Annotated in this window: 15 protein-coding genes and 1 pseudogene; 7 read left to right on the top strand and 9 right to left on the bottom strand. The window is 52.6% G+C overall.

The genetic code is table 11. The annotated features are described in order from the left end of the window. Nucleotides 1-38 precede the first annotated feature (38 nt). Nucleotides 39-2,336, top strand: a complete 2,298-nt coding sequence (locus tag ABGA49_RS00430) for an FdhF/YdeP family oxidoreductase (RefSeq protein ID WP_347664944.1) — start codon at nt 39-41, stop codon at nt 2,334-2,336. A gap of 161 nt (nt 2,337-2,497) precedes the next feature. Further along, entirely contained in the window at nt 2,498-3,178 is a 681-nt protein-coding gene (locus ABGA49_RS00425; protein WP_347664943.1) for a DUF2076 domain-containing protein, read from the top strand. Nucleotides 3,179-3,388: 210 nt separating this feature from the next. Here the strand turns inward: ABGA49_RS00425 and ABGA49_RS00420 are convergent, their stop codons facing one another. The 3 genes from ABGA49_RS00420 to ABGA49_RS00410 all read right to left on the bottom strand — a co-directional run bounded on the left by ABGA49_RS00420 (nt 3,389) and on the right by ABGA49_RS00410 (nt 6,670). Then, the gene (locus tag ABGA49_RS00420) at nt 3,389-5,089 is read right to left on the bottom strand and encodes a methyl-accepting chemotaxis protein (RefSeq protein WP_088237603.1); all 1,701 of its coding nucleotides are present in this window, start codon (nt 5,087-5,089) and stop codon (nt 3,389-3,391) included. A 154-nt stretch (nt 5,090-5,243) separates the two neighbouring features. Beyond that, the gene (locus ABGA49_RS00415) at nt 5,244-6,362 is read right to left on the bottom strand and encodes an S-(hydroxymethyl)glutathione dehydrogenase/class III alcohol dehydrogenase (protein WP_061496062.1); all 1,119 of its coding nucleotides are present in this window, start codon (nt 6,360-6,362) and stop codon (nt 5,244-5,246) included. Between the two features lie 32 nt (nt 6,363-6,394). Further along, nucleotides 6,395-6,670, bottom strand: a complete 276-nt coding sequence (locus ABGA49_RS00410; RefSeq protein WP_347664942.1) for a metal/formaldehyde-sensitive transcriptional repressor — start codon at nt 6,668-6,670, stop codon at nt 6,395-6,397. 156 nt (nt 6,671-6,826) lie between these two features. On the opposite strand from ABGA49_RS00410, the pseudogene ABGA49_RS00405 reads away from it, so the two are divergent. Further along, a pseudogene (locus ABGA49_RS00405) lies at nt 6,827-6,958 on the top strand (hypothetical protein); the annotation flags it as partial. Nucleotides 6,959-6,996: 38 nt separating this feature from the next. Then, nucleotides 6,997-7,458: a DUF3828 domain-containing protein gene (locus ABGA49_RS00400; RefSeq protein ID WP_347664941.1), complete on the top strand. Its 462-nt coding sequence runs from the start codon at nt 6,997-6,999 to the stop codon at nt 7,456-7,458. Between the two features lie 420 nt (nt 7,459-7,878). Here the strand turns inward: ABGA49_RS00400 and ABGA49_RS00395 are convergent, their stop codons facing one another. The 4 genes from ABGA49_RS00395 to ABGA49_RS00380 form a co-directional block, all read right to left on the bottom strand. Then, on the bottom strand, nt 7,879-8,343 hold the full coding sequence (locus tag ABGA49_RS00395; protein WP_347664940.1) for a hypothetical protein: 465 nt from the start codon (nt 8,341-8,343) through the stop codon (nt 7,879-7,881). A gap of 377 nt (nt 8,344-8,720) precedes the next feature. Next, on the bottom strand, nt 8,721-8,981 hold the full coding sequence (locus ABGA49_RS00390) for a hypothetical protein (protein WP_061496071.1): 261 nt from the start codon (nt 8,979-8,981) through the stop codon (nt 8,721-8,723). Between the two features lie 57 nt (nt 8,982-9,038). Further along, complete coding sequence (locus tag ABGA49_RS00385; RefSeq protein WP_347664939.1) at nt 9,039-9,986, bottom strand: diguanylate cyclase; 948 nt, start codon at nt 9,984-9,986, stop codon at nt 9,039-9,041. Then, nucleotides 9,967-14,472 carry a PAS domain S-box protein gene (locus ABGA49_RS00380; RefSeq protein WP_347664938.1) on the bottom strand — a complete coding sequence of 1,502 codons (4,506 nt, stop codon included), beginning with the start codon at nt 14,470-14,472 and terminating at the stop codon, nt 9,967-9,969. The genes ABGA49_RS00385 and ABGA49_RS00380 overlap by 20 nt, the downstream gene beginning before the upstream one ends. Nucleotides 14,473-15,020: 548 nt before the next feature. On the opposite strand from ABGA49_RS00380, the gene ABGA49_RS00375 reads away from it, so the two are divergent. Beyond that, nucleotides 15,021-15,362 (top strand): hypothetical protein, encoded by a 342-nt coding sequence (locus ABGA49_RS00375; protein ID WP_061496077.1) that lies wholly within the window; start codon nt 15,021-15,023, stop codon nt 15,360-15,362. Nucleotides 15,363-15,416: 54 nt separating this feature from the next. Next, nucleotides 15,417-16,085, top strand: coding sequence for a class I SAM-dependent methyltransferase (locus ABGA49_RS00370; RefSeq protein ID WP_088237610.1), 669 nt, complete (start codon nt 15,417-15,419; stop codon nt 16,083-16,085). 24 nt (nt 16,086-16,109) lie between these two features. Here ABGA49_RS00370 and ABGA49_RS00365 read toward each other — a convergent pair whose 3' ends face one another. Both ABGA49_RS00365 and cybB read right to left on the bottom strand, forming a co-directional pair. Beyond that, a complete protein-coding gene (locus tag ABGA49_RS00365) occupies nt 16,110-17,402 on the bottom strand; it encodes an MFS transporter (protein ID WP_347665128.1) in 1,293 nt (430 codons plus the stop codon). A gap of 244 nt (nt 17,403-17,646) precedes the next feature. Beyond that, nucleotides 17,647-18,177, bottom strand: a complete 531-nt coding sequence (cybB, locus tag ABGA49_RS00360) for a cytochrome b561 (RefSeq protein WP_347664937.1) — start codon at nt 18,175-18,177, stop codon at nt 17,647-17,649. Nucleotides 18,178-18,374: 197 nt separating this feature from the next. On the opposite strand from cybB, the gene gap reads away from it, so the two are divergent. Beyond that, a complete protein-coding gene (gene gap, locus ABGA49_RS00355; RefSeq protein WP_134318132.1) occupies nt 18,375-19,376 on the top strand; it encodes a type I glyceraldehyde-3-phosphate dehydrogenase in 1,002 nt (333 codons plus the stop codon). Nucleotides 19,377-19,415 lie beyond the last annotated feature (39 nt).

The following is a 19,415-nucleotide window of genomic DNA, read 5'->3' as shown; positions in this document are numbered from 1 at the left end:
TAGACTAACGCTGTAACAATCCGTCTCCGGAAGAACAGATGAAATTCAAAACGGCTATCAAACCTTACCACGCTGCTGCCGGTGGTCTGGGTTCGCTTGAAGCAACCACACGCTTCGTTATTGACAGCAAAAATGCCCTCAAGAATATGCGCAACCTGCTGCGCATGAATAAAGCCCGCGGCTTTGACTGTCCTGGCTGTGCCTGGGGCGACGACAATAAAAGCACCTTCAGTTTTTGTGAAAACGGCGCCAAGGCCGTGACATGGGAAGCCACCCGTCGGCAGATTGACGCCACCTTCTTTGCGCAACACAGCGTGAGCGCCCTCACCCGTCAAAGTGACTACTTCCTTGAGTACCAGGGGCGACTGACCGAACCGCTGCGTTACAACCCACAAACCGATCACTATGAGCCGGTGAGCTGGGACGATGCCCTGACGATGATTGCTGAGCATATTCGGGCGATGGATAACCCGGATCAGATGGAACTCTACACCTCCGGCCGCGCCAGTAACGAAGCATCTTATCTCTACCAGTTATTTGGCCGCATGGTCGGCACCAATAACTTCCCTGACTGTTCTAATATGTGCCACGAAGCAAGCGGTGCAGGGCTAAAACGCAGCATTGGCGTCGGTAAAGGTACGATTCATCTCGCCGACTTTGACAAAGCGGATGCCATTTTTGTGTTCGGGCAAAATCCCGGAACCAACCACCCGCGTATGCTGCACAGCCTGCGCCATGCCGCCGATCGCGGTGCACGGATCGTGACCTTTAATACCCTGCGTGAGCGGGGCCTCGAGCGTTTTGCCGACCCGCAAAAACCGCTGGAAGTGGTGACGCCGATGGCGGGCGTGATCAGTTCCTCTTACTACCAGCCGAATCTGGGCGGTGATATGGCTGCCGTACGCGGGATCGCCAAAGCGTTGCTGGAGACCCAGCGCCAGCGCCTTGCCGCCGGTGAAACAGGGATCTTCGACGACGCGTTTATTGCACAGCACACTCAGGGCATTGAGGCATGGTTTGCGCAAATCGACGCCACCGACTGGAGCACCATTGAACAGCAATCCGGTTTACATCAACAGCAACTGCGTGATGCTGCTGCCGTCTGGCAGCAGGCAGAACGGGTGATCTGCACCTGGGCAATGGGCATTACCCAGCATAAACACTCGCTGGACACGGTGCGTGAAATCACCAACCTGCAACTGCTGGGCGGTCATCTTGGTAAACCTGGTGCGGGGCTCTGCCCGGTACGCGGCCACAGCAATGTGCAGGGTAACCGCACAATGGGCATTGATGAGAAGCCCCCGGCAGCGCTGCTGGATAGCCTCGCCCGCCATTTCAATTTTGAACCCCCGCGCGCACGCGGCCACCATACGGTGGATGCCATTCAGGCGATGCTGCGTGACGAGGTGAAAGTGCTGATCGCCTTAGGCGGTAACCTCGCCGCCGCCGCACCGGACACACCACTTACCTGCGAAGCGCTGCGCCGCTGCGGGTTGACGGTCTATATCAGCACCAAACTGAACCGCAGCCACCTGGTGCCAGGCAAACAGTCGCTGATCCTGCCAACGCTGGGGCGCACAGAAGAGGATGTGCAAGCAACCGGCCGCCAGTTTGTGACGGTGGAGGACTCCTTCAGCATGGTCCATGCCTCGGAAGGGATCGGTAAACCGCTGGCGGCAACGCAACGCTCTGAAACGGCCATTGTCGCCGGGATCGCGCATGCCACTCTCGGTACAGAAAAGCTGGACTGGCTGGCGCTGGCAGACGATTACAACCTGATCCGCGATCACATTGCCGCCACACTGCCCGGTTTTCAGAACTTCAACGCCCGCTGCGAAGCGCCAGGCGGGTTCTGGCTGGGGAACGCCGCAGCCGATCGGCGCTTTAACACGCCCTCCGGGAAAGCGGAATTCAGTGCAGCACCGCTGCCGCAATCGGTATGCCCGGAAACGGACGCGCCATTTGTTCTGCAAACCCTGCGCTCTCACGATCAGTACAACACCACCATTTATGGACTTGATGATCGATACCGTGGCGTTTACGGGCAGCGCGATGTGGTGTTTATGCACCCGGACGACATTCAGTCGCTGGGGTTAGCGGACGGCGATCGGATTAACATTGAGACCTGCTCCACCGATGGGATTGTGCGCCGGGTAGAAGATTTCCGTCTCGTTGCTTATAACATCCCGCGCGGGAATCTGGCAGCGTACTACCCGGAAACGAACCCACTGGTTCCCCTGACCCGTTTTGGCGAGGGGACCGGCACCCCGACATCCAAATCGATTCCGGTCGTTATCACCCCGTCCCGACCTCGCGACACCCTGCGAATTGCCTGAGGTTGACCCGGTACGTCGTCATGGATGTAAAAGGCCCGATTCGGGCCTTTTTTACGTCATCGCTGCAACCAATCTTAAACAAACATTTCACTCGCCAGACACGTATTCGTGGCACTGATAAACTCAATCATATCCATCATAGCGACCGGAAGGTTATTGCCATGCAATATGAAGAACAGCAGCTTATCAACAGCCTTTTTCAGCGTCTGAAACAGACTGAGCAGCAGAACAGCCAACGGGATGCTGACGCAGAGCGGCAAATTGCGGAGTTCGTTAAGCAGCAACCTGCTGCGCCCTACTATATGGCGCAATCCATTTTGATTCAGGAAGCCGCACTGAAACGTCTGCAAGCCAGAGTCCAGGAGCTGGAAAGCGAGCTGGCGGCACAAAAAAGCAAAGCGACATCAACAGGCGGCAGCTTCCTTGGCGGGTTGTTCGGTGGCGGTAAGAGCCAGAGCGCACAGCCGGAAAATAACTGGACCCCACCACCGCAACCCGCGCCTGACTATGCGCGCCAGGCGGCGTCCACGCCTCGCGGCGGCGGTTTTATGGCTGGCGCATTGCAAACGGCTGCGGGCGTCGCGGGCGGCGTGGTGCTTGCCGAGATGCTGACCAGTATGTTCCATCAGTCCCGTCCGGAAGAGATCGTCAACATCATTGAAGAGCCCGCGACGACCACAGGTGGTACGGCGTTTGATGCAGGACAGAACGACCGTTTTAACGATGTTTCTGACTCGCATTTCCTCGACAGTAACGATCCGTACCAGACGGATAACGACAACTATCAGGATGATGATTTCGATGACAGCGACTATAGCAACGATGATGACAGCTTTATTTAATCATCCCTGGCGTTGAGGATAAAATAGCGATGCCACCTGGCAGTGATGCCCGGTGGCATTTCTCTTTCCGCCGCCGGAAACCCGTCAGTGGATTTGACAAATAGCTTCACGCTGCCCCGTTTCTGACGAAAGCACGGGCATACGGATCCCCCAGATTCAGGCCCCAAAAAAAGAGGCCTTACGGCCTCTTTCGTGTTTCGGGTCTGGCAATCAGAACGTTTCCCAGTTCTCACCGTTCACCAGCGCAGGACGCTGCGATTTAAGGGCTTTCGGCGTTGACGACGATGATGATGATGATGCACTACGCTGCGGCGCAGCACCACTCAGACGAAATGCCCCCACCGCTTCGGTCAGGCGCGCAGCCTGCTCTTCCAGCGATGCCGCAGCAGCAGAAGCTTCTTCCACCAGCGAGGCGTTCTGTTGCGTCACATTATCCATTTCCGTGATCGCCTGGCTGACCTGCGTAATACCTTTGCTCTGTTCGTCAGAGGCAGCGGCAATCTCCAGCATGATATCGGTCACGCGTTTGACGGCCGTCACGATCTCTTCCATGGTTTCACCTGCCGCAACCACCTCACCCGACCCTTGTTCAATCAGGCTGACGGAGTCGCTGATCAGCGCTTCGATCTCTTTCGCGGCCTGCGCACTGCGGCTGGCAAGCGTACGCACCTCACTCGCAACCACGGCGAAGCCACGCCCCTGCTCACCCGCACGCGCGGCTTCAACGGCGGCGTTCAGCGCCAGGATATTGGTCTGGAAGGCAATACTGTTAATCACTGCGGTGATTTCAGAGATTTTGCGGGAGCTGGAGGTAATATTGCCCATCGTCTGCACGACGCCAGACACAATCTGCCCGCCTTTGGTGGCTTTGCCGGAAGCATCGCGTGCCAGGTTGCTGGCATGGTGGGCGTTGTCGGCGTTCTGTTTCACCGTTGCCGTCAGTTGCTCCATGCTGGCTGCCGTCTCTTCAATAGCCGCCGCCTGCTGCTCGGTACGGGAGGAAAGATCGGTATTACCGGCAGAGATTTCGCTGGTACCACGGTAGATCTCTTCTGCCCCCTGACGAACCGTAGAGACAGTCGTTACCAGTGAATGCTGCATTGCCTGCAAGTCACTGCTGAGACGACCAATTTCACTGCGACCTGCCGCTTCGTCCGCGACGGTCAAATCCCCGGAGGCAATGCGCGCAATGCGCTGTGCGGCACGTTGCAGCGGGTTAATGACCACGCGGCGCAGCACGGTGAAGGTGATCACGGTCAGCACCAGCGCAAAGGCAAACGCGGCCGCCATAAACATCAGACCAAGCTGTGTGCGGCTGTGCGCTTCTTCGGTCAAGTGCTGCGCACGTTCAGTACGAATTTGAATGGCTTTCAGCAACACCTCGTTATAGGTGTTGTCCAGCACGCGGGCTTGTTCACTTTCGTGGTTAATAATGGCTTCGAACATGCCGTTTTTGGCATATTTCAGCATCGGTTGCATGCCCGCGATGTAGGCATTAAACCGGGTGGTCAGATCATCATCCAGCGCCTGGTCCGCCGGGGTTTTTACCGAACGTTCCATATATTGTTTAAAGCTATCCGACGACTGCTGGATACGCTTTTCGGCGTCAGACACGTTTTTTTTCATATCATCCATTTCGGCGATGCGGCTGGCCGCACCTGCGTGGATCAGGTTGAGACGTGCGATGCGTAAGTTGTTAGAGCTGTTAGATAATCCCATGCGCACCTGAATTTCTTTCGTCACATCCTGCTGGTCGCGGTCTGCTTGCATCAGGAAGTAGCCTGCCAGGCCTGAACTTAATGCAAACAGCATCAGGATGCCGCCGAGAATAGCTGAAAACAGGGGAACCAGGCGAATATTGTGCATAAATCCAATGCCTTGTGTTTTTTGCATTGCTGCTTTGTTATCCATGGCTATCGACTCTCATATTGATCTGATACGTACATCAGGGATGATATATAGGCATCGGCAATAATTGGATTATTCTTATGGCGAAAAGCGATACAGCGGTCACAGATTTGGAGATTAATGACGCCAGCGGTTACACCGCTGGCGTGAGGCGGGATCAGTTCTCGCCGAAATGAATAACGGTGCGGATGGATTTCCCTTCGTGCATCAGATCAAACGCGTCGTTGATCTGCTCCAGTGGCATGCGGTGCGTGATAAACGGATCGAGGCGAATTTTGCCCGCCATCGCGTCTTCCACCATGCCCGGCAACTGGCTACGCCCTTTCACACCGCCGAAGGCGGAGCCACGCCATACACGGCCCGTCACTAACTGGAATGGACGGGTGCTGATCTCCTGACCGGCGCCCGCAACACCAATAATCACGCTTTCGCCCCAGCCTTTATGGCAGCACTCCAACGCCGAGCGCATTACGTTGACGTTACCAATACACTCAAAGCTAAAGTCCACGCCGCCGTCGGTCATTTCCACGATCACATCCTGAATCGGACGCGCGTGATCGTTGGGGTTGATAAAATCCGTCGCGCCCATCTCTTTTGCCAGCGGGAATTTATCCGGGTTGGTATCGATAGCGAGAATGCGCCCGGCTTTCGCCTGCACTGCGCCCTGGATCGCCGCCAGACCGATACCACCGAGGCCAAAAATCGCTACAGTGTCGCCCTCTTTCACTTTCGCCGTGTTGTGTACCGCGCCGATGCCAGTAGTCACACCGCACCCCAGCAGGCAGACTTTATCCAGTGGCGCGTGTTCGTTGACTTTCGCCAGCGAGATTTCTGCGCAAACGGTGTATTCGCTAAAGGTACTGGTGCCCATATAGTGGAAAATCGGTTCGCCGTTATACGAGAAACGGGTCGTACCATCCGGCATCAGACCTTTCCCCTGAGTCGCACGGACGGCCTGACAAAGGTTCGTTTTGCCGGATTTACAGAACTTACACTCGCCGCATTCTGCCGTGTAGAGCGGAATAACATGATCGCCAGGTTTCAGACTGGTAACTCCTTCGCCAATTTCCACAACGATGCCGCCACCTTCATGGCCGAGCACCGCCGGGAAAACACCTTCCGGATCGTCACCAGAGAGGGTAAATGCATCCGTGTGGCAGACGCCGGTATGGGTAATACGCACCAGCACTTCGCCTTTTTTTGGCGGTGCAACATCGATTTCAACGATTTTCAGCGGTTGACCCGGTCCGAACGCTACAGCTGCACGTGATTTCATAAGTCTGTTCCTTTTTGTGAGTACCTTGATGTTTATTTTAGATAAGAGCGCAAAAGATGACCGACTTCCGCCATGCGCACCGCACGTTGATCGGCTGTGGTGTCGCCAGCGACCAGTTCATCTTTGAGGTGAATTTCAACCATTTCGCCCATCAGGCCGTTGGCTGCGCCGCGAATGGCGGCGATTTGTTGCAAAATCGCGATGCAAGGCTCACCGCTTTCCAGCGCACGTTCCAGTGCATCAACCTGCCCGCGGATACGACGCACACGCGTCAACGCCCGTTTTTTGTCTCCAGGTGAATGTGGCATAAAACCTCCTGCATACTATAGGGGGGTATACTACATGGGAGGTGGTTTTGCTGTAAACGTCAGGTTTTATGTGGGTATTGTGAATGTCACAAGGTCTTTATCGGTGACCTCATAAGGCTTACATTTCAGTACCTTGCATTGCCACAGTCAGCAACGCCAGAGAAAGGTGATGTTGCGATTATTCAGCCTTACCAAGGCGGGAACGGAATCGGCCATATGACGATGTTTGAGGGTAAAACAGGGTATGCTGATTTCAAACAAAGGGATATGTACCCGGGACCTAAGTAGCGGCAATTCCGCCCACCTTATGTTATTTACAGGAAAAAATGATGCGTTACCTGCTTACCTTGTTACTGGCTATTTATATTCCTTTCGCCAACGCAAATACTGAGACGGATATTCAGAAAAGTGTGACTGATTTTTACTCATTCTATTTACATGAATATGATAAGACACCATCAGATGACATTATCAAAATGGATAAAATGCATCAGTGGGTGTCAAAAAAATTACTGGCACGTATGGCCGCTATTTATGAAATGCCTGAGCAGGAATTACTTGAGGCGGATTATTTTATTTATGCTCAGGATTATGATCCTGCATGGATACCACGTATGAAAGTATCCCCTGCTTATCGTGATGGTGACAGTATGAAGCTGGATGTCTGGTTGGGTATACAGGACAATAAATTGAAGCATTTGCAGGTCTGGACCCATAAGGAAGATGGAGAATGGAAAATCTGGCGGGTGATTGATGCCGGAAACCATATCGAGCAGAAGCTCTATTGAGTTCATATATTATTCGGTTAATAAAGTCCGTGCCGGCACGGGCTTTATTACTGCTTATTTACCCACTGAACAGACAGATAGTTAGGGATAATCCGACATGAAATAGATCCTGACAGGATAAGAATGGCTTGGGGATTTCAGGCTATCCGGAAAGCTCCGCAGGACATATCTGCATTTTTGATGGAAAAGTTTAGGTCAGTGATTTTGTTCAACTCCATGGAATGTACCCAAGAATCGCATACAGAAGGCGTCATCCTTCCTTTAAAATCTACAGCTGTGATTAATATGAAAGCCTTAAGCCTCGTTTTGCAATTATTGGGTTTCGTATACCGCCGGTGACGCCTGCTCCTTGCACATAGCAGCCATCTGTAATACACGACAGGCGGCTATGAGTCGTGGTTCTTAAGTTAATATTATGATCTACAAAGTGAATTTCCGCGTCGATTTTAACTCTTTCGCAGCGGAATGAGGCGCGCACAGACCATAAATGATCGAAGAGTAATTACGGAAATTATCATCTATTATCTGACAACTGCACTGGAAAGGCTCCCCAGCGGTTAAGCATTCATGCAACTGGATATGCTCAGCATCAGCGTTAAAGTCGATCGTAATGCTAGCCTCTTTTACCCAGCGTTCAGGTACTTGCTGTTTAATCAGTAAGCTCTCGAGCATGTCTGCGTAGTGATGCGTAATAAAACTGAGCAGATCACAGACGGTACTGATCTTAAGAGTGCTAAGAGAAAAAGTTATTGATGTGAGGCCGTTATTGATGGCTAATGATTTTAACTGACCAATAGACCAGTATCCTTTAAAGTCGTTATTTCGACTAACAAAGCTCCCTGTAAGAGCGTTAGCTATACCTTGAAGTTCACGTCGACGAGCCATTGACTATTCCCTGATTGGTTTCCATGTTCATCATGAGCAACGTTAGTGTCGATGACATCCTTGTACCAGTTTAGGCTGCCATTTTCCTGTTCTGAACCGCTATTAGTCATTGCCATTCGGCGCAATTGGTTACATCCGCGCCTTGCACTCAGCAGCCTTCCCCACCTCACCGTTCCCGTCACTGTGTCTTTGGGTAATACACAACGTTAACCAGTGTAACCCAATTGATCTCTTCTTGAGGGCACTAATAATCTACTGATATTCGCCCCATTCTCCGAAAACGCACAGTTCTCCGTAATCTCAGCGGCGAGTTTTTTCGTTGAATCATACCACCAGTCGCTCACCGCTCTTTTCCGTCCAGAACGTAAAAATACCTTTTACGAGGATAACGCATAAATAGTGGCAAATATCGTCGACGAGATAGCGTAATCCTTTGCGAACTCCTCAAGGGCCTGGAGATTTTCCTTAAAGTGCGTGATCATCTTATCCGTCGCGACGGATTCATTTTCCGCCGTGGTGTCAAAAGGCAGTTTATAAAAACCGTCCGCTTTCAGTTTGCTTTTAATTTCAGGCGTCACGCTGTCCCTGGCGTAAACGTTAATCGCGATATCATTTGCATAAAAAACGTATTTATTCATTTTTGTCTCTTATTCCATCGTTATCATTGGGTGGTGCTGTCTGCGCCTTTCAGCAGGTCACCCATCCATTGTATGTAGACTCGACACCCGGTTACGCCCGGCGGATTTGCTTTGATAAAGCGCCGTGTCGGCGTCGTGCAGCAATTGGGTCCAGCTACCGGCTTGTGTGGGGATAGTCCAAGCAATACCAATGCTCAGGGTGACAAACGGGCCGATATCAGACGTGGCATGAGGCAGTTCCAGCGCTTTTAACGCCTCCAGTATGGCGTTTGCGCAGAAGATTGCACCCTTTTCATCCGTGAACGGCAACAGGCAGGCAAACTCCTCGCCACCATAACGAAATGCCAGATCCGCCGGGCGATGAAGCGTGGCTTTCAGGGTGGACGCAATGGTTCGCAAGCAGTCATCCCCGGCCAGATGTCCGTAATGATCGTTATAGCGTTTGAAAAAATCGACATCCATCATCAGCAGCGCAATGGGGCGCTGTTCCCGGCGGCAGAGCAGCCAGTTTTTAGTAAGTAACTCATCGAACCGGCGGCGATTGAGCAAGCCCGTCAGACCATCAAGCCAGGCAATATTACGCATATTGTCCATATACAGCTTGAGCGTCAGATGGGTAATGGCTCGGGCCCGAACCACCGCCGGGTTAATCGGTTTAGCGATAAAGTCCACTGCGCCAATTTCGAAGCCATAGGCTTCAACGTCCGCTTCGGTCTCTGCGGTCACAAAAATCACCGGGATAAACTCAGTCAGGGGATCGGCCTTCAGACGTCGGCAGACCTCGTAACCGTCCATCTCCGGCATAATAATATCCAGTAGGATCAGATCGGGTTGCTGCTCTTTTGCCAGCGCCAGCGCCTTCTCACCGGTTGTCGCCATCAGCACATCAAACTGTTCGGTAAAGACGTCGTTTAACAGGCGAATGTTGATAGGCTGGTCATCAACGATCAGCACACGAGGCTTAATGCCTTGCTGGTTCAGCTCCTCAAGCATTTTTTTCCACATCCCGCACCTCCTTAATCTGCTCCAGCACCTGCTTCGCCCTGTTAAAGTCGAGATTTTCGGTCGCCTGAACAAGCGCCTCCGCGAATGACTGCCATGCCGGGTTCTGACTCAGTTGCCAGGCGAGTTGTTCTGCCTGATCGACGGCCTTCATATTGCTGCTGTTAAGACTCTGCGACAGGTCATCTATCAGCCTGTCCAACTCAACCTGAGCAGGTTCAGGTACATCCGGGGCGGGCATCATGCCTGCCACCCACTGGCTGATATTGCGGTGCTCTTCCTGCGCCAGGTCTTCAATCTGTGCAAGTATCTCATCCAGTTGTCGGGCTTTATCCTGCTCACGGGCAGTTTTTAATGCCGACTCGCTGTTAACAACATAGTGATAGAGATTATCCAGCCCGACGGAGCCAGTGGTTCCCTTCAGGGTATGCAGCGCCATCATCGCGGCTGGCCAGTCTTCATTGCGGCGCGCGTCTCGTAAAGCGGTCACCAGTTCGGAAAACGATGGCATAAATGCGCGCAGTAATTTTTGATAAATGATCAGGTTTCCGCCAAAACGCTGTAACAGTTGGTTCGAGGCCGGTTTTACATCAGCGGCAGCCTCGACGGCGTGGGTCTGCCGCCCGCTAATTTGCAGGATCACGGCAATCACATCCGTGAACACCAGCGGTTTACTGATATGCCCGTCCATACCGGCAGCAAGGCAATTCTGTTTATCTGATTCGCTTACGTTCGCCGTCATCGCCACAATCGGCAACGTTGCGAATGCCGGATTCGCGCGTATCCTTCGGGTGGCTTCAAAGCCATCGATGTCCGGCATTTGCAAATCCATCAGTACCATATCGAATCTCTGGCGCCCCTGAATCACCGTATTGACCCCCTCTTCTCCCCCGGAGGCAATAGTCACGAGCGCGCCTTCGCTCATCAGCAGCTCTCTGACTACGGTCTGGTTAAACGCATTATCCTCCACCACCAGTAAAGACAAACCGGCCAGCATATGACTCGCGGCCGGGTCAGGGCTGGTGTGAGATTTATCGCTGGCAGACGCTGTGCTTATGGCGTCCAGTAATTGCTGCGGGGTGATGGGTTTCGACAGGACTTTATCCAGCGGCGAGTGCGCACCGGTATCCGGCAGATCTTCATGGTGCGCTGCACTGAGTAAAATCAACGAGGGTATGCGCGGCAACTGCATGTCATGACGAATATGCTCTGCCAGCGCAATGCCGTCCATCTCCGGCATGATCCAGTCCAACAACACAGTATCGTAAGGCGTACCGGCATCGGAGGCGGCTTTCACTTTCCGGATAGCCTCGGCGGCGCTGGGCGTGCTGTCGGCCTGGACATGCATTGCGCGCAACATGTCCACGATCAGCGTTCGGGCAATCAGATTATCGTCCACCACCAGTACGCGCGGTGTGTCACCGCTAATGTGCAGAGGCTGCCAGGTGACGCGGGTATCGCGCGGGAAGTGCAGTTCAAAGGCGAAGGTACTGCCATGCCCAAGCTCACTGTCAACGGTGAGTATGCCGCCCATTTGCTCAACCAGACGACGGCTAATAACGAGCCCCAGTCCGGTTCCGCCATAGCGCCGTGAGGTCGAGGTTTCGGCTTGAGTAAACACATCAAATATCCGTTTCTGCTGCGCTTCGCTGATGCCAATGCCGGTATCAGACACGCTGATACGCACATCAACGCTCTGCTCAGATAACGCCAGCAGTCGGGTTTGTACAATCACTTCCCCTTTCTCAGTGAATTTGATCGCATTGCTGACCAGGTTGATCAGAATTTGCTGCAATCGCTGTGCATCACCAATGATGTTCGGCGGCAGGGAATTATCGAGATCGAACAGCAGCTCCACGGATTTGTTACGCAAATTACCGGAAAGAATGATTGCCAGTTGCTGCATCAGACTGTGCAAATCGAGCGGATTCAGATCCAGTTCCAGTTTACCGGCATCAATTTTTGAGTAATCCAGGACATCATTCAGCAAACTAAGGAGCGACGTTGCGGCGACATGCGCCTTGAAAGCGAAATCATGCTGTTTTTGCGTTAGCCCGGTTTTCAGCAGCAGCTGCAGCATACCCAACACAGCATTCATCGGCGTACGGATTTCATGACTCATATTGGCAAGGAACAGGGATTTCGCGGCGTTCGCCGCATCGGCCTGTTCTTTGGCTTCAATTAAATGCAATTTCAGTAAGCGATCTTCGGTAATGTCCTGATTTATTCCGGTCACGCGAACCGGCTGACCGTTGCTGTCGTATTCAATGTTGGCGGCAGCCTGAATAAAGTGCTGCGAGTTATCACTACGAAGAATGCGAAATGTCGGAAGATACTCATCGTGCGTGACAATGGCGCGGCGCAGATCATTGACCGCAATGTCGACATCTTCCGGATGGATACGCGAGGCCCAGCGCTGGAATGTTAACCCGTTTTCCGCCAGCGATGGCGGCAAATCATAAAGCTCATACATCTTGTCGTTCCACTCCAGCGCATCGGTGGCTATATTCCAGCTCCAGATCCCCAGCTCCGCCGTTTTCGAAGCAATCAGCAGGGTTTGTGTGGTCGACAATAACTGATCGCGGGCGGCCTCCAGCGCTTGCTGGGCCTGGCGCTGTTGCGTAATATCCGCCGCAATACCGAGATAACCAATGATCGCGCCGTTAGCATCGCGCATCGCCGTGACCACCAGATTGACGGGGAAACGCGTACCATCCTTGTGCTGATAGGTCCACTCAAAATGTTCCGGACGACCATTGCGCGTATGGTAAATTAAGACATCAAACCCTTGAATATCTTCATTATATTGTTCACTGAGTTGTTTACTCCGCGCGAGGATTTCTTCTGGCACATGCAGTATTTCCGGCGTCGCTTTCCCCACCATATCCGCCTCGCAGTAGCCCAGCATCCGCTCCGCGCCACGGTTAAACAGACGGATGGTGCCATCCAGATCGGTGGCAATGATCATAAATTCATAGGTGGCGGATAACACCGTGCTGAGCATTGCGTTGACGGTGGCCAACTCTTCAGTACGCTGCCTGACCTGCTGCTCCAGATTGATATTAAGATCGCGGATGCGCTGCTCTGCTTCTTTCTGGAGTGAAATGTCCCGCACACTTTTCGATGCGCCAATGACCTTTCCGTCAGCGGAACAGATGGGGGCTATCGTTGTGGCGACAGTCAGCTCCGAGCCATCTTTGCGATGGCGCACCGTCTCCAGGCTTTCGATAGGCTGCCCGGACATCACCCGTTGCAGGATCTGGCTCTCTTCTTCTTTCAGCCGTGCGGGGATAATCAAGTCCACCATCTTCTGCCCGATAGCTTCCTGGCGGGTATAGCCAAACATGCGTTCGGCCCCCTTATTCCAGCTAATCACTGTTCCGGTGGTGTCCTTCCCGATAATTGCATCAACGGAGCTTTCCACAATCAGCGTGAGCTTATTTTGCTCAATGAGCAGCCGTTTACGATCGGCATTGCGAGAGACGGCAATATTGACCAGCATAACGAGGATCAGCGTCATCCCCCCGCCCAGCAGCGCGATCCACACTGGGGAAAGCAGATTCAGCCCGGCGACCCAGGCGGGTGTAACGGTCAATGTAAAACGCCAGATCCTGCCCAGAACCGGAATATCTTTGCTGTAGGGATAAAGCCCCTGTTCACTGCTGTTGCGGTAAAACTCCTCAACATCCTGTGGATTGGTTGCATCCTGCAGCGACAAAATGAGCTGGTCATTACGAATGCCGGAGCCCGCGAGAATTTCATGCACATTTAATGGCGCAAAAGCCCAGCCAAAACCGCGCTGCATTCTTTCCATGGCGGTGGCGGGGGTTTTTGCGCCGTCATAGATGGGCAGCAGAATTAAAAATGCATCCAGCTGCTGGGGTGAAGAATATTTCAGGGTTAAGGGTGATGTGATAACGGCATCGCCGCTCAGCATGGCGTTATCCGCCGCCAGCTTGCGCATATATTCTGACGCAATATCCAGGCCTATGATATTCGCGTTACTGCTGACGGCAGCAGGCTCCATATATTCAATAATGTAATGTTCGTGCTGGTTCAGCCCGATGGAGTAGATTCGGAAATCGGGGCGACCTTCTTTGCGTTCTTCAGCCAGATAATCAGCAAGTTTCAGGTGAGGTACCCTGCGAATAAACCCAAAGCCTCTTGCCCCCGGGAAGTCTCTGCTCAAATCTAACGATTGGGCAAAACCGACAAAACCCTGGTCTGTCACCTCGCGGCCACCGCTACTGAGGACTGCCGTGCGGGCTTCGTACAGGCCATACCGATATCGGTTGACTCTTTCCATTAACTCGTTGAATTGTGGCTCTGCATTTTTAATGACCGATTGCCGGATATGCTGTTCATTCAGCCGGTGCACCACCAGAACGGCCACCAATGTAAGCAGCAACCCTGCCACCAGGGTGATTATCGTTACCAGTTGTGGGCGGCGCTTTTCTTGAATCTGATAGTTATTTCCCGATGGCTGCATACAGTGTCCCGGAATATATTCTCTGGTGGGTCTTCGCGCACCAGAAATACCGATGGTAACGTTAACGCCCTTTACCATTACTTAAATCATTTATCGCCAGAACCGAACACCCATTTCGCCGCCACACCGCGACCATTTTCGCCATCACAGATTTTACTTAAGCGCTATTTCAGGCTGAAGTTTTTGGTGTTTCAGCGCCTTGCATAAAAACTGACCGTGCATGGAACAGACTGTCGCACCAGCCTTTAGGGGTTTTGTGAGTGATACAGAATTAATAATAGCAACACTCTTTGGATTGCCAGTAATTTTTCAAACCTTAGCAGCCCCCCTACCTCACCGCCCCAGGGCACTCAAAATGGTGAGGCATTTTGCGGGTCAGGCTGGTGAGCATGAACCCGAGCAACCATATAAAAATTACTCAGTAAACTTTTGAAAATTTCTTTAGGTTTTACGCAGCGACATTAAATATTGTTATTAACCATAGGCGCAGACTTTCTTATTTGTTAGGATTTTTCTCACAGGGAATATGTTCAAAAGAAGGAGGCGTTATGCACTGGAATATTACGGATATGCTGGTATCCCCCGCCACCGGCACGGCTTTCGCCCTGGCGCGAAATACATCGGAACTGTCTGTTATCATATGGTATAAAGGCTCCTATTTTTTACGTCCAAACAACAAGTTAAAGACGGACGCTCAGGGCGTTATTGTTGATGGCAAATCACGAAACTTTAACATTGTCCATACGATGCCTTTTTTTCCTTCCGTCTGGCGAACGATAAAAAACAGTTGCAACTGCCCCGGCAATGATAATGTTTCTTTAAGAAATTGTGACCAGCAACAGGACTGCTTATTTGAACTTTGCCCTTACGGAATAAAAATGATTTCCTGAGTTAATATTGCGCGTATATTTATCAACTCCGTTCTCATTAAATAACGCGATAAGATGGATATTTACGAACAGATATATCAGCGGCTGTACGCCAGCGGGGAGCCAGCCTGGACCGGCAGCGGTTACCCGCGCGCATGGCATAATTTGCATGAAAATCTGACAACGCTGAAAGACGCCGCATTGTTACCCGCACCGGGCAGCAGGATCCTTGAACTGGGTTGTGGTAACGGATCCATGGCGTCGTTGTGGTTTGCCAGAGAGGGCTATCAGGTAAGCGGCGTGGATATTTCCCCAACCGCAATCCGTTGGGCACAGGAGAATTTTTTCCGGCAAGGACTCTGCGGCGATTTTCAGACAGCCGATGTTTGCCATCTCAATCAGTTGCCTGAACACCCATTTGCGTTAATTTTTGACGGGAGCTGCATGCACTGCCTGACGGGAAAACAGCGCGAGCAGGCCTGGCATGAAATCAAGCGCCTGCTCGCGGTCGATGGCCACTTTGTGCTGAGTAGCATGTGCGGAGAGCCGCGAAAAGAAGAAGATCGCCGACACTACAACCCGGCGGAGTATGTCCTTTATCGGGATGGTCAACCCTGGCGCACATTATTGCCGCTGCCATTATTACGGCAAGAAATCCTCGAGCAAGGTTTTATTATTCAACACCAACAGGTGACGAATAATCCCTGGTGGGATCACGTCACACTGTGTGTTGTAGCCCGCTAATGCCCCGCCGTGCAGGCTTCAGCGTTATCGTTTAAGTGGCTTACCGGCGGTTTCACGCGCGCGCATGACCGTCAGGAAAGTGATCAGTGCCGCGCCCATCACATAGTAGGCGGGCGAGAATTTGTCGCCCGTGTTGGTGATCAGCCACACAGAGAACCACGGCGTGATGCCGCCAAAAAACGCCACTGCAAAGTTATAGGCAATCGACAGCCCGCCGTAACGAATACGGGTCGGGAACAGTTCAGCCATCGCCGCAGTGCAAGCCCCGTCAAACGCCGCAATGAAAGCCCCCAACATTACCATTGCCAGCACCGCCGAGAGCACATCGCCATTCGCCATCACCATCATCGCCGGATAACTTAGCAAAATAAACCCGGCACAGCCGGTCAGCATCAATGGCTTACGCCCGTATTTATCCGACAGATAACCCATAAAAGGCACCAGTACCGCAACGGAAAACAGCCCAATGGTGGTAATGGCATAGGCATTCAGCCTGGAAAAGTTCAGTTCGGTGGAAAGGTAACTCGGCATAAAGGTTTGTAGCGTCCAGTGCCCGACCGCCTTGATGACCACAAAACCAACGCAAAACAGCAATGCCGCCCATGCCGTGGTGACGGCTTTACGCAGCGGTGCGCTCTCTGTTTGCCCGTTTTTCATGGCTTCAACAAATTCCGGCGAATCTTCGAGGTGTTTTCGTAAATAGAGCCCTACCCAGCCCAGCGGCCCGGCGATCAAAAAGGGAATGCGCCAGCCCCAGTCGTTCATGGTGCTTTCACCCAGCGTTGCGGTCAGCAGAAACACTAACCCTGAACCGGCGACAAAGGCCATAAAACCGAAGTTATCGATCCAACAGGTAAAATAGCCACGGCGCGCCATAGGCGCATATTCCGCCAGGTACGTTGTCGCCCCGGAACTTTCGCCACCGGCAGCAAAGCCCTGAACCAGACGGGTGATCACCAACAACACCGTCGCTGTAATGCCAATCTGATGATAGGTTGGCAATAACCCCATCACGAACGTGGCGCCGGAAGTAAGCAGAATCACAGTTGCCAGCACTTTTTGCCGCCCTTTGCGATCGCCCAGTGATCCGAAGAACAGCCCGCCCAGCGGGCGCATCACAAACCCGGCGCCAAAGACTGCAAAGGAAGAGAGCAATGCCACACTGGGGTTACCCGCCTGAAAGAATTGCAGACCGATAATCGCGGCCAGTGTGCCGTACAAACCGAAGTCGAACCACTCAACAAAATGGCCAATACCGGTGGCCAGCAGCACTTTACGTAATTTACGGCTCCCGGAGGCCTCTTCCTGCGACGCCATCCGATCGAGAGACCCCTGTACTGGCTGTGTCATATCCCCCTCCACTCACGATAGTGTTTCTATAATAGATATACTATCTACACCGCTTGTACGAATTCAGCACAGCACAGATGGCGCAAAATGTGATTCCCCCCGGCTTTTCTGCCGTAAAAACCAGACAAGATCACATTTTAGCCGTCGGGAAAATAAAAAAGCCCCGCAGTATAACGAGGCTCAGAGATTGGGTTTTACGTGCCGCGAAGCGTTATGCCTGTTTTTTCGGCATCATTCGCAGCAACGTATTGTCTTTAAAAATGTAATGGTGCGCCAACGCAGCCGCCGCGTGCAGGCCAATCACAAAATATCCCAGATTCGCCAGCAGCTCATGGAGCTCTTTTAGCATATCCACAAGATCGAAATTGGCTTCAGCCGCATACGGCATCGCTATGCCGAACGCCATCCACGGACCACCACGGTTGTACATCATCAGCAGGCCGATCGCCGGCAATGCGATAAACAGCAGATAAATCACCAGATGGCCAAGGTGCGCCAACCCGGTCATCATCGCGGATGGTTTTGGCACAATCGGCGGTGTCGGGTTTTTCAGCCGCACCAGTAACCGCGCAACCATCAACACCAGAATAGAAATGCCACAGGAGACATGCACCATATTAAACGCCGGACGATAACTGCGCGGCGCAAAACCGCGAAACTCCATGGCGCAATAAGCGGCCACCACCAGCAGAAATACCAGCCAGTGAATAGCGATTTGTAAGCCGGAATAGTTGCTACGCATAACGACACCCCACAACAAACGGAGAACGGACCGGCGTTCAACATACCTGGCTTTTCTTAAAAATTCATTAACTTTACTGTATCAATTTTCAATCACTTATCGTTACATGAATGTGATTCAGTTGCCCAAACCTCCTCCCCAGGCTATCACTGGACGAGTGCAATGCTGTGATTCATTCAATCCTGAGGGAGAAAATCATGAGTAAAATTGGCATCAATGGGTTTGGCCGTATCGGTCGTCTGGTTCTACGTCGTCTGCTGGAAACCAACAGCAGCGCAGAAGTGGTCGCGATCAACGATCTGACCTCACCGAAAGTGCTCGCCTATCTCTTAAAGCATGACTCCAATTACGGCCCGTTTAACTGGAGTGTGGACTTCAGCGAAGACGCGCTGATCGTCAACGGTAAAACCATCACCGTTTACGCCGAGAAAGACGCTCAACATATTCCGTGGCGTAGCGCAGGTGCAGAGATCATTGTTGAATGTACCGGCTTCTATACCTCCGCAGAAAAATCACAAGCACATCTCGATGCCGGTGCCCAAAAAGTGCTGATCTCTGCCCCGGCAGGCGACATGAAAACCGTGGTTTATAACGTCAACGACGACACGCTCAACGCCCAGGACACCCTTATTTCCGTCGCGTCCTGCACCACAAACTGCCTGGCACCGATGGCAAAAGCCCTGCATGACAGTTTCGGCATTAAAGCGGGCACCATGACCACTATCCACGCTTATACCGGTACACAAGCGCTGGTTGATGGGCCACGCGGTAAAGATTTGCGCGCATCGCGGGCAGCGGCGGAGAATATTATTCCGCACACCACCGGCGCGGCCAAAGCCATTGGCCTGGTGATCCCGGCGCTCAACGGCAAACTGAAAGGCCATGCCCAACGCGTACCGGTGAAAACCGGCTCAGTCACAGAACTGGTGTCGGTACTCGAGAAAAAAGTGACCGTGGATGAGATCCACGCCGCGCTGAAAAAAGCCACCGCCAATAACGAATCCTTTGGCTACACCGACGAAGAGATCGTGTCGTCCGATGTGATTGGCAGTCATTTCGGTTCGGTATTTGATGCCACCCAGACGGAAATCACCGAAGTGGGCGATCTGCAACTGGTGAAAACCGTCTCCTGGTACGATAACGAATACGGCTTCGTTACCCAGCTTGTGCGCGTGCTGGAAAAATACCGTACGCTCTGATCCGCAATCCTGTCGGGTAGGTTCCCGCTACCCGGCATC

It is taken from the genome of Kosakonia sp. WA-90, assembly GCF_039871955.1.
GTDB lineage: Bacteria > Pseudomonadota > Gammaproteobacteria > Enterobacterales > Enterobacteriaceae > Kosakonia > Kosakonia oryzendophytica.
Note: the sequence above shows the minus strand (reverse complement) of the source record. Positions and strands in the feature narration are given on the sequence as shown.

Bases quoted from the DNA above. Each gene is read 5' to 3' on its own strand.
- ABGA49_RS00430 (WP_347664944.1), top strand. From the start codon at position 39: ATGAAATTCAAAACGGCTATCAAACCTTACCACGCTGCTGCCGGTGGT.
- ABGA49_RS00425 (WP_347664943.1), top strand. From the start codon at position 2,498: ATGCAATATGAAGAACAGCAGCTTATCAACAGCCTTTTTCAGCGTCTG.
- ABGA49_RS00420 (WP_088237603.1), bottom strand. From the start codon at position 5,089: ATGGATAACAAAGCAGCAATGCAAAAAACACAAGGCATTGGATTTATG.
- ABGA49_RS00415 (WP_061496062.1), bottom strand. From the start codon at position 6,362: ATGAAATCACGTGCAGCTGTAGCGTTCGGACCGGGTCAACCGCTGAAA.
- ABGA49_RS00410 (WP_347664942.1), bottom strand. From the start codon at position 6,670: ATGCCACATTCACCTGGAGACAAAAAACGGGCGTTGACGCGTGTGCGT.
- ABGA49_RS00400 (WP_347664941.1), top strand. From the start codon at position 6,997: ATGATGCGTTACCTGCTTACCTTGTTACTGGCTATTTATATTCCTTTC.
- ABGA49_RS00395 (WP_347664940.1), bottom strand. From the start codon at position 8,343: ATGGCTCGTCGACGTGAACTTCAAGGTATAGCTAACGCTCTTACAGGG.
- ABGA49_RS00390 (WP_061496071.1), bottom strand. From the start codon at position 8,981: ATGAATAAATACGTTTTTTATGCAAATGATATCGCGATTAACGTTTAC.
- ABGA49_RS00385 (WP_347664939.1), bottom strand. From the start codon at position 9,986: ATGTGGAAAAAAATGCTTGAGGAGCTGAACCAGCAAGGCATTAAGCCT.
- ABGA49_RS00380 (WP_347664938.1), bottom strand. From the start codon at position 14,472: ATGCAGCCATCGGGAAATAACTATCAGATTCAAGAAAAGCGCCGCCCA.
- ABGA49_RS00375 (WP_061496077.1), top strand. From the start codon at position 15,021: ATGCACTGGAATATTACGGATATGCTGGTATCCCCCGCCACCGGCACG.
- ABGA49_RS00370 (WP_088237610.1), top strand. From the start codon at position 15,417: ATGGATATTTACGAACAGATATATCAGCGGCTGTACGCCAGCGGGGAG.
- ABGA49_RS00365 (WP_347665128.1), bottom strand. From the start codon at position 17,402: ATGGCGTCGCAGGAAGAGGCCTCCGGGAGCCGTAAATTACGTAAAGTG.
- cybB (WP_347664937.1), bottom strand. From the start codon at position 18,177: ATGCGTAGCAACTATTCCGGCTTACAAATCGCTATTCACTGGCTGGTA.
- gap (WP_134318132.1), top strand. From the start codon at position 18,375: ATGAGTAAAATTGGCATCAATGGGTTTGGCCGTATCGGTCGTCTGGTT.